The sequence below is a fragment of the Candidatus Poriferisodalis sp. genome (assembly GCF_965204195.1).
In the GTDB taxonomy this organism is placed as follows: domain Bacteria; phylum Actinomycetota; class Acidimicrobiia; order Acidimicrobiales; family Poriferisodalaceae; genus Poriferisodalis.
Genome location: NZ_OZ241975.1, coordinates 2,799,130 through 2,811,823, shown reverse-complemented (window position 1 = coordinate 2,811,823; position 12,694 = coordinate 2,799,130). Strand labels below are relative to the sequence as shown.

The 12,694-nt window shown below is 67.7% G+C and carries 11 protein-coding genes; 3 read left to right on the top strand and 8 right to left on the bottom strand.

Annotated elements, in window-relative coordinates; all coding sequences use genetic code 11:
- Positions 1-57: 57 nt before the first annotated feature.
- The 6 genes from ACOGI8_RS12575 to ACOGI8_RS12550 are packed head-to-tail and all read right to left on the bottom strand — an operon-like array spanning position 58 to position 7,043.
- The gene (locus ACOGI8_RS12575; RefSeq protein WP_419854140.1) at positions 58-1,305 is read right to left on the bottom strand and encodes a CaiB/BaiF CoA transferase family protein; all 1,248 of its coding nucleotides are present in this window, start codon (positions 1,303-1,305) and stop codon (positions 58-60) included.
- Between the two features lie 29 nt (positions 1,306-1,334).
- Entirely contained in the window at positions 1,335-2,132 is a 798-nt protein-coding gene (locus tag ACOGI8_RS12570) for an enoyl-CoA hydratase/isomerase family protein (protein ID WP_419854139.1), read from the bottom strand.
- An 11-nt stretch (positions 2,133-2,143) separates the two neighbouring features.
- Positions 2,144-2,629 (bottom strand): HIT family protein, encoded by a 486-nt coding sequence (locus ACOGI8_RS12565; protein ID WP_419854138.1) that lies wholly within the window; start codon positions 2,627-2,629, stop codon positions 2,144-2,146.
- Positions 2,630-2,649: 20 nt separating this feature from the next.
- Positions 2,650-3,609 (bottom strand): type I pantothenate kinase, encoded by a 960-nt coding sequence (gene coaA, locus ACOGI8_RS12560; protein WP_419854137.1) that lies wholly within the window; start codon positions 3,607-3,609, stop codon positions 2,650-2,652.
- A gap of 4 nt (positions 3,610-3,613) precedes the next feature.
- Positions 3,614-4,876 (bottom strand): NAD(P)/FAD-dependent oxidoreductase, encoded by a 1,263-nt coding sequence (locus ACOGI8_RS12555; protein WP_419856408.1) that lies wholly within the window; start codon positions 4,874-4,876, stop codon positions 3,614-3,616.
- A 10-nt stretch (positions 4,877-4,886) separates the two neighbouring features.
- Positions 4,887-7,043, bottom strand: a complete 2,157-nt coding sequence (locus ACOGI8_RS12550) for a VanW family protein (RefSeq protein WP_419854136.1) — start codon at positions 7,041-7,043, stop codon at positions 4,887-4,889.
- A gap of 144 nt (positions 7,044-7,187) precedes the next feature.
- On the opposite strand from ACOGI8_RS12550, the gene ACOGI8_RS12545 reads away from it, so the two are divergent.
- Entirely contained in the window at positions 7,188-8,105 is a 918-nt protein-coding gene (locus tag ACOGI8_RS12545; protein WP_419854135.1) for an SDR family oxidoreductase, read from the top strand.
- A 52-nt stretch (positions 8,106-8,157) separates the two neighbouring features.
- Complete coding sequence (locus ACOGI8_RS12540) at positions 8,158-9,039, top strand: MaoC/PaaZ C-terminal domain-containing protein (protein ID WP_419854134.1); 882 nt, start codon at positions 8,158-8,160, stop codon at positions 9,037-9,039.
- Between the two features lie 31 nt (positions 9,040-9,070).
- Here the strand turns inward: ACOGI8_RS12540 and nucS are convergent, their stop codons facing one another.
- The gene (gene nucS, locus ACOGI8_RS12535; RefSeq protein WP_419854133.1) at positions 9,071-9,730 is read right to left on the bottom strand and encodes an endonuclease NucS; all 660 of its coding nucleotides are present in this window, start codon (positions 9,728-9,730) and stop codon (positions 9,071-9,073) included.
- Positions 9,731-9,734: 4 nt separating this feature from the next.
- On the bottom strand, positions 9,735-10,766 hold the full coding sequence (locus tag ACOGI8_RS12530; protein WP_419854132.1) for an MBL fold metallo-hydrolase: 1,032 nt from the start codon (positions 10,764-10,766) through the stop codon (positions 9,735-9,737).
- Positions 10,767-10,890: 124 nt separating this feature from the next.
- On the opposite strand from ACOGI8_RS12530, the gene ACOGI8_RS12525 reads away from it, so the two are divergent.
- A complete protein-coding gene (locus ACOGI8_RS12525; RefSeq protein ID WP_419854131.1) occupies positions 10,891-12,690 on the top strand; it encodes a PEP-utilizing enzyme in 1,800 nt (599 codons plus the stop codon).
- Positions 12,691-12,694: the final 4 nt, after the last annotated feature.

The following is a 12,694-nucleotide window of genomic DNA, read 5'->3' as shown; positions in this document are numbered from 1 at the left end:
ACGCTACCCGTGGGTCAGGGGTGCTCTGTGATCGTGTCGCCTCGCCGGCGGGCGCGATCAGTCAGCGTCGTCGTCGAGCTCGCCGAGCACTTCGTCGTTGTGCTCGCCCAGCTTGGGAGCGCGGCGGTAGATGCCCGGCGGCGTGGCGCTCATGCGAATCGGCGGCGCGATCTGGACGATCGGCCTGCCCACCGGCTGCTCCACCGCCACCAGCATGTCGCGGGCCGCGACATGGGGATCGGTGAACAGGTCGCCCGGGTGGTTGACCGGGCCGCACGGCACCTTGCCGCCGATGGCCGCGATGACCTCCGCATTGGTGAGCGTTGCGGCCCACTCGGTCAGTGCCGTGATGATCTCGTCGCGATGGTGGTAGCGCGCTCGCAAGGTGCGGGTTTCTTCTGCCCAGGCCCACTCGGGTCGGCCCATCGCAACCGCCAGCTCGCGCCAGTGGTTGTCGGTGGGGGCGCCGATGGCGATGGCCCCGTCGATAGTGTCGAAGATGTCGAACGGCACGATGTACTGGTTCTTGTTGCCGCTGGGGGGCGTATCGGGCTGGCCCATCACGCTGTAGCGGGTGACCCCGACTTCGCTCAGTGCCATCACAGCGTCGACCATCGACACGTCCACGAACTGGCCCTCGCCCGTTCGCTGTGCATGGAACAGCGCCGCCAGCACGCCCATGGCGCCGATCGTGCCGGGGTAGGTGTCACCGATGTAGGGACCCACCACGTGCCGGTCGTCGGGACTGCTGCCGGTGGCCGAGACCATGCCGGACATCGCCTGGGCCACGACGTCGTACGCCGGCCAGTCGACATAGGGGCTCTCGCCTGAGCGGGGGTCGCCGAAGCCGCGGATGGCGCCATAGACGAGCTTCGGGTTGCGCTCGTGGAGCACCTCCCAGCCCACTCCGAGCGCATCCATCACGCCCGCGCGCATGTTCTCGACGAGTGCATCGGCGGTGTCGACGAGCTGCAGGAACTGCTCCCGCTGGTCGTCGTCGGTGAGGTCGAGCGCGATGCCTCGCTTGTTGCGGTTGTAGTTGGCGAAGCCGGCGCCGAAGTTCCGTTCGGTGTCCTCGCGGGTGAACGGCGGCATCTTGCGTGCGAGCTCACCCCGCGGCGGCTCCACTTTGATGACGTCGGCGCCCAAGTCGGCCAGCATCATCGTCGACCACGGGCCCGCCAGCGCATGGGTGCAGTCGATGATGCGAACACCTTGGAGCGGGCCCGAGTTCTGGGCGGCCATCGGCGCAGCCCGCTCATGAGCGGTGAGATGGTCTTCGTCAGGGGGATCCAGCTTCGTCATGTCTTCGTTTCTTCGATTCTCTGCCCGGGTCAGGCGAAGTTCGGGCGGCGCTTCTCGACGATGGCAGCGTGACCTTCCCGCACGTCCGCGCCGGTGAAGCCCAGCATCTCGAGCGCTGCAGAGGTGTCGAAGATGGGCCCCGCCATCCGCATCCAGTTGTTGAGGCTGTACTTGGTCCAGCGGATGGCGCTCTGGCTCCCCGCCGCCAGCCTGCGGGCGACGGCGAATGCCTCGTCGAGCACGGCATCGTCGTCGACCACCTTGCTGACGAGGCCCATGTCGTCGGCCTCTTCGCCCGTGATCGTGTCGCAGGTCAGCAGGTAGTACTTCGACTTGGCCATGCCGCACAGGATCGGCCACACGATCGCTGCGTGATCGCCGGCGGCGACGCCGAGCTTGGTGTGCCCGTCCACGATCCGCGCGCCGCGCCCGGCGATGGAGATGTCGGCCATCAGCGCCGCCGCGAGACCGGCCCCGACCGCAACGCCCTCGATGGCCGACACGATGATCTTGGAGCAGTTGATCATGTTGTAGACGATGTCTCGCGCCTCGCGCAGTGCCCGCTGGCGTGTCTCGAAGTCGTCCATGATCTCCTGGATCATGTCCAGGTCGCCGCCGGCGGAGAAGGTGCCGTTGGCGCCCCGGATGACGGCCACCCGGGTGTCAGGATCGTCGTCTACTGCCCGCCAGACATCGGCCAGCGCCAGATGCTTGGGCGCATCCACCGAATTCAGCCGACCTGGCGTGTCGATCACGATCTCGAGCACGCCGTCGTCGTCGGGACCGATGATCTGGAGCGCGGAGAAGGGGGCGTAGCGGTCGTTCATGGCGCCCGAAGCTAGTTGTTCGGGGTGGCAGCCGCCGGGGCCTGCGAGCTGGGCGCGCTGAGCAACCGGTACGCCGATTCGATCTCGCCAGCCGGCGCGAAGATCCGCTCCCAGGGGTGCAGCAGCCGGTCGCGCCCGTAGCGCGGGATCACGTGGATATGGAAGTGAAACTGCGTCTGGTCTGCAGCCGCGCCGTTGTTGTTGAGCAAGTTCACGCCTGCCGGCTTCAGCCGCTCGCGCACCAGGCTCGCCACCCGGCGCGCCGCCTGCATCACGTGTGCCGCATCGTCATCGGTGAGTTCCCAGATGTCGGTCACGTGCCTGCGGGGAATGACGAGACAGTGACCGACGGTCATGGGCAGTCGATCCATGAAGGCCACGGCGTGATCGTCTTCGTAGATGCGCAGTGCCGGGATGTCACCTGCCACGATCGAACAGAACGTGCAGCCGGGCATCCGGCTCGCAGCCGACGGATCATTCGCAGCGGAATTCGCCATGAGTCGAGGGCGTGCGGTGCCTAGTGGTACCGGAGCTCGACGTGATCAACGACGTGATCGTGGCCCTTTGCGAGCACCAGGTCGGCGCGCGCCCGTGTCGGCAGGATGTTCTCCTGCAAGTTGACGAGGTTGATCGAGCGCCAGATCGTGCGCGCGACTGCGTCGGCAGCAGACGGCGGCAGATCGGCGAACTGAGCGAAATAGGCGGACTGCTCGCGGAACACCGTCTTGCGCAGCTGCTGGAAACGCTCGACGTACCACTCTTCGAGGTCTTCGGCCTCGGCGTCGACGTAGATCGTGAAGTCAAAGAAGTCCGACACGAACGGCGTGCTCGACGGCGGCCCGGTCTGCAACACGTTCAGCCCCTCCACGATGAGGACGTCGGGCTGGTTGATGAGCTGGACCTCATCGGTCACGTCGTAGAGGCTGTGCGAGTAGAGCGGTGCGGCCACGTCGGGTTCGCCGCTCGAGATCCGCTGGAGGAAATCGCGCAGCTCGCCGCGGCGGTAGGACTCGGGAAAGCCCTTGCGCCCGAGGATGCCGCGCGCGGTGAGCTCGGCATTCGGCAGCAGGAATCCGTCGGTCGTCACCAGATCCACTTCCGGGTGATCCGGCCACGAGGCCAAGACCGCTCGCAGGATGCGTGCGGTGGTGCTCTTGCCGGCCGAGACGCTTCCGCCGATGCCGATCAGGTACGGGCGCGGCGGCAGCACCCTGCCGAAGAAGCCCTCAGTGGCGGCGCGCAGTTGGCGTTTGGCCGCCACACGCAGGTTCAACAGGCGCGACAGGGGCAGGTAGATGTCCCGCACCATGTCGAGCGTCACAGGCTCCACGAGGCCCGCCAGCGCCTCCAGCTCGGCTTCGGTCAATGACAGCGGCGTGGCATCTCGCAGCTTCGCCCACTGTTCGCGGGTGAACCTGCAATGCCGGTCATCGATGCCCGGCTCGAGCCTTCTGTCGAAGGTAGCGGCGTCCGTCACCCGCCTAGCTTGGCGAACTTATGGCACCGACCGCAACCGGGTCGTATGCGCCTTGTGCTGTCGCCATGCCCCGATGCCAGCGACGAGGCGTCGCGACGGCAGCTCGCGGGTAGTCCTCGAACATCCAGCGGGCGAATTGCCGGCGGGTCCAACCGGACCAGTCGACCGCTCGAAGCGACAGTTCGGCCAGACGCTCGTGCGCCAGGACGCGGCCGAGCCTGCGCGCCAGCCGGTGGTCCAGTGTGAACTCGGCTCGCGCTTCGCGCACGTATCGGGCCGTCACACTGTGCGGTGGGCCGCCGCGCGCAATTGCGGCCGCCGCCATCCTCCCCATCTGCAGGGCCTGGCCGATTCCCTCGCCGGTCAGTGGGTCGGCGGCCGCGGCGGCGTCGCCGCACAGCAGCGTGCGACCCTGCGCCAGCTCCAGTTCTCCCAGCCGTGCCGGTATCGGCCACGCCCGTGTCGGGCCGTCGGGTTGGTGAGGGCCGAGCACACTCGCAATGTGACGACGCTCGGTGAGGCCCGCCCAGACCGCAGCGATCTCCTTGCCGTCGAGCGTGCCCGCACCGCCAGCGGAGTCATGGCGGCGGTTGTCTCGGGGCACGCCGAAGCCGACATTGACGCGCCCGTCGCCCAAGGGGAACGACCAGGCGTAACCCGGCAGCAGGTCGGGCTCGAACCAGACCCACATGTCGCGGGCGGCAGGGCCGGTCGCGCGCAGGTAACCGCGGAACGCGTGCCAGTCGCCCCGGTAGCGGTGCGGGCCGATGCCGAGCGCTTTGCGCACAGCCGAGTACACGCCGTCAGCAGCCACCACGAATCGGGCCTGCACGACGCTGCTGTCGCTAAGCCGGACCGACGCCGCGCTCGCCCGCTCACCGAGGGCCTCGAAGCCGTCGAATGAAACACCGAGACGTACGTCAGCTTGCGCTGTCGCCGCGAGGTCGACGAGCCCCGCGTCCAGCTCGGCGCGCCGGCACACACTCGCAAATTGCCCGCGCCCTTCGGGGAGGGGCAGCCTCATGACGCGCCCGCGCGGCGTACGCACGCAGGCAGCTGCCACAGGCATCCACGAGTTCAGCCGCTCGGGTTGCAGGCCGAGCGACTCGAGCTCGCGCAACGCGAACGCGGTGAGACCGTCGCCGCAGCACTTGTCGCGTCCTGGTGCAGCGCGATCGACGAGCATCACCTCGAGCCCCGCGCGCCGCGCCCACACGGCGGCAGATGCGCCCGCTGGACCGGCCCCCACGATCAGGACATCGACCATGGTCACCCGCTCATGATCTTTCGGGTTCGCCGGTTTCGGTTACGTCATCGTCGGCGGCGGACTGCTCGTCTTCGGCATCGTCAGGGTCGTCTTCCTCGTCCGTAGTGCCTGTTTCGCCGGTGTCGTCAGGCTCGGTCTGCTCGCCCTCGCCGTCGACTGCGTCACCTTCGTCGGAATCCGCCTCGTCGTCGGGGGCGAGCGAGCTCAGATCAACGCCGAGACAGGGATCGTCGGGATAGCGCGGCAGTTCCGAGTCGCGCTCGCCGGGTTGTTCGATGCATTCGAGCGGCGGGCACTCCACGATCGATCCGTCTGCGCGCTCGCTGCCGTCTTCGACCAACTCTTGTTCAGCCTCTCCAGCGGTGCCGGGAGCACCCTCCGGCGCCTCGCCGTCAGCCGGCTGCCCGTCGGTCGGTGAATCCGGGGGTGCGAGCAGCGGATCCACGCACTGCCGCGGCACCGAACGCGAGCCGTCGCAGTCGCGTCCTTCCTCGGGCCGGTAGCGGGCATGGAACGTATCCGTGTCGACGGTGCCGTCCGAGAACACTCGAATCCGCTCCGTGCGGACCCGGCGGCAGAATTCCCGCATTTCCTCTTCGGGCTCGCCGATGGTCACCTGGACATTGCGGGTGGAATACAGCTCGACGGTGATGGAGGTGTCGGTGTAGGTCGGCCAGATGAGCAGGCCGTACGGGGTGGGATTGGTGAACTTCAGATCGGGCTTGGGGTACGAGATGGTGGGATCGAGCCCGAACGGGTAGCGGCTGAGGTACAGCGAGTGCGTCTGGTACTCGTCGATGGTCATGCCCGCCCGGATCAGGGCATTGAAGATGGTGGTGGCGAACTGCGACACCCCGCCGCCGATGTCGTCGACCAGCACGCCTTTCTCGATGAAACCGCCCTCCACGAAGCCCTTCTCTTCAGTTCGCCGGCCGACATGCCCGTTCAGCGAGAGGCTCTGGCCGGATTCGACGATCGCACCGCGCATCAGCTCTGCGAAGCGGTGGATGTTCTCGACTCGCCCCTGGCAGCACGCATGCTTCGTGGTGAATGTGCCGACGAGCTCGATGATGCCCAGCGACTCCAGGTGTGCCTTCTCCTCCCGGCTTACGGCCGGGCGCGATGGCAGCGCCAACGGCCCTTCGATGCGCGCCAAGAGCGCTTCTTCGATCAGGGCGCCGACATCATCGGCGCAGCAGACGACGCTGCCATCGCTCGCTACCACCGTCGGCACGCCGCCGACGACGGCCATGGCACCGGTGGTCACGGGTGCCGATGCGGCGGCAAACGTCTCCTCGAGGTAGGGCCCGACCTGACCATGATCGAAGGCGATCTCCGGGGGGGTCGTCTCTGGGTCGAGCCGGAGCCAGCCGGCGATGGTTTCGACGGTGAGGTCGTGGGTTGCTTCTCCGTACGCGACGAGAAGGCTGCGCCCGTAGTTCTGGTGTGCCGTGTTGACGGCCTGTTGCAATTCGGGCGTGTAGGCGATCGGTTCGCTCTGCGTCAGCTCTGCGGCGATCTCGATGCGGGTGAACGAGCGTGCAATGCCCTCGAGCACCTGGTCGACGATGGCATCTGCGTTGACGACCTGGCCGGGCAGGCCGAGGTCGACTGCCAGCGTGTCGTTGACCACGACCACCGACGGGGGAGTCGCCGTGACACCGAGGTCGGTGGCGTCGGCCAGCACGGCCCGGGCCGTCGACCGATCGACGCGGTACCGGCGCTCGGTGAACTGGGGGTCGGTAGACCACGCAACCCACGATTCAGAATCTCCGCCGGCTTCCTCAGCATCGCCTGTCCGCAGTTCCCGAACGGCCTCGAATGTGGCGTCTCGCTCCAGCGCGATGCCGAGGTCGGCCACCGTGAGCGTCAGCTCGCCGGTGCCGGTGCGCACCACGACAGGCGTGGCCGCCAGCTCCGCTGCGAGCGCGGCAATCCGCAGGTGCACGGTGTCGGGGCTCGCTTGGGTCGGCGTGCCCGGAGCGGTCGTGGGAACGACGACTGGCGCACTGGTAGTCGCGAGCGCGGCTGACGTCGTCGGAGCAGTCGGCGGGGGAGCATCATCCGAGTTCCGGATCGCCAGCACAGCCGTCCCGCCGATGGACGCGACCAGAATGGCGGCCGCCGTGATGATCGACCAGCGAGGGGCCCACGTCGGCCAGTGCACGGGGGTTGATCGTACGGGTCACTTGCAGGCTGCGGGCGGCGCGTCGAGCGTGCGATACTCCGAGCCGTCATCACAGCAGAGAAGGCTGCGTGGCGGCGCCGAGTGAGGCCCGTTGCCGGCGAGATCGAAGGGACTCACAACATCATGAGCAAGCTGTGCGAAGGTCGGGTCGTCATCGTGACCGGAGGTGCCCGGGGCATCGGGCGTGAGCACTGCCTGATGCTGGCCGAGCACGGCGCGAAGGTGGTCTGCAACGACCTGGGCGGTGCACGCGACGGCACCGGTTCCGACACCGGTCCCGCCGACGACGTCGTCAACGAGATCGCGGCGATGGGCGGCGAGGCAGTGGCCAACGGCGACGATGTCTCCGACTGGGAAGGCGCCCAGCGTCTCGTGAATCAGGCCATCGAGACCTTCGGCGACCTGCATGGCGTCGTGAACAACGCCGGCATCCTGCGCGACCGGATGCTGGTGAACATGACCGAGGCCGAATGGGATGCGGTGATCAAGGTTCACCTCAAGGGCACGTTTGCTCCGGCGCGCTGGGCCAGCTCCTACTGGCGGGAGAAATCGAAGGCCGGCGAGCAGGTGAACGCATCGATCGTGAACACGACATCGGTGTCAGGCATCTACGGCAATCCGGGCCAGACCAACTACGGCGCCGCCAAGATGGGCATTGCGGCGTTCACGATCATCGCTGCGCGTGAACTGGCGCGCTACGGCGTGCGGGTGAACGCAGTGGCGCCGGGCGCGCTCACGCGCATGACCGAGGACCTGGGCATGGGCGAAGCCTCCGAGGAAGACCAGGCCATGATGCACCCCCGCTACATCGCGCCGATTGTCACCTGGCTGTGCTCGGAAGAAGCAGCTGGCGTGTCCGGCCGTGTTTTCGAGGCCTCAGGACGCATGCTGGCGATTGCCGAGGGCTGGGAGCGAGGCCCGACCATCGACGCCATCGACGACCCGGCGAAGATCGGCGATGCAGCCCGACAGCTCGTGCGAGATGCCCGCCTCAACAGCGGCATGAGCGGCGCGCCGGCCGACGGCGGCGTGGCCGACTGAACCGTACGCTCCAAGAACCCGCACACCACAAGAACAAGAGAGGCCATCAATCATGGGACTCAACCCCGAAGCAGTCGGCGCTACCGGCACACCGACCAAGCGGTCGTGGACATTCCGCGATTCGCTGCTCTATGCCGTCGGCATCGGCGCCGGCGCCGAGGATCCGTTCGGATCCGAGCTGGAGTTCACCACCCACAACTCCAAGGACATCGCCCACCAGGCGTTCCCGACCCAGGGCGTCGTCATCGGATTCGGCGCCGGCGGTGCCATGGCCAATGCCGGTGATCTCGACTGGGGCAAGCTGCTGCACGGCAGTCAAGGGATCACCGTGCACCAGCCGATCCCGACCGAGGGATCCGTAGAGATCACCGATCGCATCGCCGGCATGTGGGACAAGGGCGAGGGCCGTAACGCCATCATCGACACCGAGGCCAGCGCGGTCGATCCTGATTCCGGCGATGTCATCTTCGAGCTTCGGAGCTCGGTGGTGATCCGCGGCTCAGGCGGTTTCGGGGGCGAGGCGGGCAGCACTGCGCCGCTGGTCAGCGCGCCCGACCGCGACCCCGACTACGAGATCTCGTACCAGACCCGCCCCGATCAGGCCCTCACCTACCGGCTGAGCGGCGACTACAACCCGCTGCACAGCGACCCGTGGTTTGCGACCGAGCTGGCCGGCTTCCCCAAGCCGATCCTGCACGGCCTGTGCACCTATGGCTTCACCGGCAGGGCACTGCTGCACACTCTGTGCGAGGGCGACCCCGCCCGCTTCCGTTCAATGGACTCGCGGTTCTCTGCACCGGTGTTTCCCGGCGACGAGCTGACCATCCAGGTGTGGGACGACGGCGAGGGCCGCGCGATCTACTGCACGGTCGCCCAGAAGGGCACCGACGAGCAGCGCGTGGTCATCGACAACGGCCTGTGCACCTACGCCTAGAAGCAGATGCCTGAGCTGCCGAGACGGCGGTTCAGAACAGCTTGAGGGCGTCGCTGGTGATGCCGCGTAGCTCGTCGTAGTCGAGCACAACGCAGCGGATGCCCCGATCGGCCGCGAGCACACGCGCTTGGGGTTTGATCTCCTGCGCGGCGAAGACGCCGCTCACGGGCGCCAAGCGGGCGTCCCGGTTCAGGTACTCGAGATAGCGACACAGCTGCTCGACTCCGTCGATCTCGCCCCGCCGCTTGATCTCCACGGCCAGCGTCGCGCCGTCGCGGTCGCGGCACAGCAAGTCCACGGGACCGATGTCGGTCGGATACTCGCGCCGCACCAGCTCAGCGCCGTCGGCCAGCGTCTCGGGATGCGCGGCCACCAGCTCCTGCAGATGGGCTTCGACGCCGTCCCGCTCAAGGCCGGGGTCGAAGCCCATGTCGTGGGCCGTGTCGCTGATCACTTCGGCGAGGCGGATCTCGAGTCGCTCCCCCTTGTCGTTCGTGACGCGCCACAGATCGGGCTCGCAGACCAGCCGGTTGGGCGCATTCATCCAGTTCAGCGGCTTGTAGGCGCCGCCGTCGGCATGAATGGCCACGCAGCCGTCGGCCTTCACCATGATCAGTCGGACCGCCTCGGGCAGGTGTGCGTCGAGCCGTCCCGAGTAGTCGACCGTGCAGCGAGCGATGACCAGCCGCACCTGACTAAGCGGCTGCTGTCAGCTCGTAGACCGACGTGAGCTTGGGCTCGCCCCCGTCGCCCCCGTCTGCATCGAGCACCCGGGCGCGGCCGCTCTCGACGAGATGGAGCATGTGCGCGTAGACCGAGCTCGCCGCGGGATACCACAGCCGTTTGTCGTAGGCCTCATACATCTTCGGCACGAAGTCCGCGATGCGGCACGGTCCTGGCCGGAGATGCTCGATGATCTGCTGCTCGCGTTCGCTGCGGTGCGCGATGAACGAGCGCACGTATGCCGTGGGTTCGGGAATCGGGGGGCCGTGGGTCGGCCAGTACCGCTCGTGGTCGAATTCGAGCAGCTTCGCCAGCGAGTCGAGGTAGTCCTGCATGGAGCCGTCCGGAGGCCCCACGACGCTCGTTGCCCAGCCCATCACGTGGTCGCCCGAGAAGAGCGAGTTTTCCTCGAGCAGCTCGTAGCACAGGTGGTTCGAGCAGTGACCCGGCGTGTGCACCGCGCGCAGCGTCCAGCCGTCACCGGCCACGATGTCGCCGTCGACCAGCGCGACATCGGGGACGAACTCGGTGTCGGCACCTTCCCGCTTCAGTTCCTCGGGCAGCTCGTCGAACTCGGCCTGGTACTTCTCCTGCTCCTCCGCGCTGATGTAGTCGGAGAAGTCGACCCGATCGTCAGGATCGAGCTTCCACACGCTGGCGTGCGGGCCGTAGCCGTAGCTCAGGGCGCCGGTGGCGGCGACCAGATCACCGGTGAGGGGCGAGTGATCGCTGTGGGTGTGCGTCACCAGAGCAGTACCGACCGTCTCGCCAGGCTCGAGTGCCGCAAGGACATCGTCGAGATGGCTCGCGAGCGGCGGGCCGGCGTCAATCACGGCAACCTCGCCGCGCCCGACGATGTAGGTGCCGGTGCCGCGATAGGTGAACGGCGTCGGGTTCTTGCAGATGACACGGCGGATCATCGGCGACACCTGGTCGCAGGCGCCATAGTCGAACTCGCCGAGATCTCGATAGTGCTCGATGGTCACCGGCATCGGCTGCTCCATGTCGGGTCGGAACGCGTGCGTGACGGTCTAGCATCACATCACGGCCTGGCCGGGCAGCCGCCATGAGGGGGAGGCGGCTGCCCGGCCCGCTGTGCTTTCACGTTCAGCACCGTCGGGAGGGAACATGGCGGATCTGACAGACCGGAGCGGCGGCTACTTCGTCGGCACCAAGCCTTCGGAGCGCTACCCCATCTGGACGCGCGCCAACGTGGGCGAGGTGTTCCCGGATCCGGTGAGGATGAGCACCTTCGACTTCGCGTTCCAGAACGACGACGGCATTCGGATGTCCGAGTGGGGATTCCGCGATGCGTATGTGGAGATGGGCGCGTTCGACTACGACGAGTTCGATCCCGACAACTGCGTCTTCTTGGGCGTCTTCGGCGGCTACACCTATCTCAACGCCGCCGTCGGTCGCGTGTTCGGCGCCCGCGCCCCCGGCATCGACGTCGACACCGTCGACCGGACCTTCTTCGGCGAGCAGCCGGGCATCCCGCCGTACGAACCGCATCCCGACGACGCCAGCCCCGCGGCGGAGCAGCGCATCGGCGAGACCTTCCTCATGCTGTTCGCGGCGCCGGCGTTGCCGGAGGTGCACGAAGACGAGCAGAACATCGCCGAGCTGCGTGCACAGCGGCCCGACTTCACCCAGATGGGCGATCACGAGATCATCGATTGGATCGACGATTTCCTCCAGTCGGGCTACGGCGACGGGGCCGGATTCCGGCTGCTGTTCGCGCGCCACCTGAAGGTGTCGTTCCTGGCGGCGGTGCCGCTGGGCGCGATCGAGCAGGTGTGCACGGCGCTGGGCCGGCCCGAGGACACGCTCAAGCTGGTGGCCGGCTTCGGCGACGTGGCCTCCGCCGCGCCCTCCGATGCGATGTGGGAGCTCGGGCGGCAGGTCGCCGCGTCGAGCGCGCTGGGTGCGCTGTTCGACGAGGGGCCGGTGGGCTTGGCCGACCGCCTGGCTGCGGCCGGTGCTGGGGAACCTTCAGGCGACGCCGCGGCGTTCAACGAGGCCTTCGCCTCCTTCGTGTACGAGTTCGGCTCGCGGGGGCCGAACGAATGGGAGATGAGCTGCCCGACGTGGGAGACCGACCCCGACATCGCGCTGGCGGCTATCGACCGCATGCGCCTGGCGCCCGCCGATGCCGAGCCGGCACGGCGCCGGGCAGAATTGGCCGCCCAGCGAGAGGCGCTGACTGCAGAGATTTCCGCGTTGCTCGAGGCCGACGCTGACACCCAGATGCAGTTCAACCTGGCCCTCGGTGCGGCAGCCGTGTACCTGCCGGGGCGCGAGCGCACCAAGACCAACTGCGTGCGCTTCGTGAACGAGTGCCGCATCGCCTCACGGGTGCTGGGTGAGCGGCTCGTCGAGCGGGGTCAGTTCAGCGGGCAGACGGAGTTCGGCATGCTGCGACTGTCCGAGATCCACGAGATGCTCGACGACCCGACCGGTTGGGCAGAGGTGATTGCCGAGCGTCAGGCCCAGTGGGACGACGCCGCGTCGCGTCAGGAGCCGTTCGTCATCGTCGGCGACCCGCCGCCGATGTCAGAGTGGCCTCGCCGAGGTGAATCTGAACTGCCACAGCTCTCGGCGGGCGAGACGCTCGCCGGCTTGCCAGGCTGCCCTGGCATCGCCCGTGGGCGGGCCCGAGTCGTGCTCGACAGCAGCGACCCGACCGCCCTCTCGCCCGGCGATGTGCTCGTGGCGCCGCTCACCGATCCGTCGTGGACGCCGCTGTTCGTCAGCGCGAGCGCTGTCGTCGTCGACGTCGGCGCGGCGCTCAGCCATTCGGTGATCGTCAGCCGCGAACTCGGACTGCCGTGTGTCATCTCAGCAACCGGGGCGACAGGACGCATCCCCGATGGCGCCCTCATCGAGGTGAATGGCGACACCGGCATGATCACCGTATTGGAGCTGTAGTCGC

Excerpts from the sequence above, each read along its gene's own strand:
- ACOGI8_RS12575 (WP_419854140.1), bottom strand. The coding sequence starts at position 1,305 with ATGACGAAGCTGGATCCCCCTGACGAAGACCATCTCACCGCTCATGAG.
- ACOGI8_RS12570 (WP_419854139.1), bottom strand. The coding sequence starts at position 2,132 with ATGAACGACCGCTACGCCCCCTTCTCCGCGCTCCAGATCATCGGTCCC.
- ACOGI8_RS12565 (WP_419854138.1), bottom strand. The coding sequence starts at position 2,629 with ATGGCGAATTCCGCTGCGAATGATCCGTCGGCTGCGAGCCGGATGCCC.
- ACOGI8_RS12555 (WP_419856408.1), bottom strand. The coding sequence starts at position 4,876 with ATGGTCGATGTCCTGATCGTGGGGGCCGGTCCAGCGGGCGCATCTGCC.
- ACOGI8_RS12545 (WP_419854135.1), top strand. The coding sequence starts at position 7,188 with ATGAGCAAGCTGTGCGAAGGTCGGGTCGTCATCGTGACCGGAGGTGCC.
- ACOGI8_RS12540 (WP_419854134.1), top strand. The coding sequence starts at position 8,158 with ATGGGACTCAACCCCGAAGCAGTCGGCGCTACCGGCACACCGACCAAG.
- ACOGI8_RS12530 (WP_419854132.1), bottom strand. The coding sequence starts at position 10,766 with ATGGAGCAGCCGATGCCGGTGACCATCGAGCACTATCGAGATCTCGGC.
- ACOGI8_RS12525 (WP_419854131.1), top strand. The coding sequence starts at position 10,891 with ATGGCGGATCTGACAGACCGGAGCGGCGGCTACTTCGTCGGCACCAAG.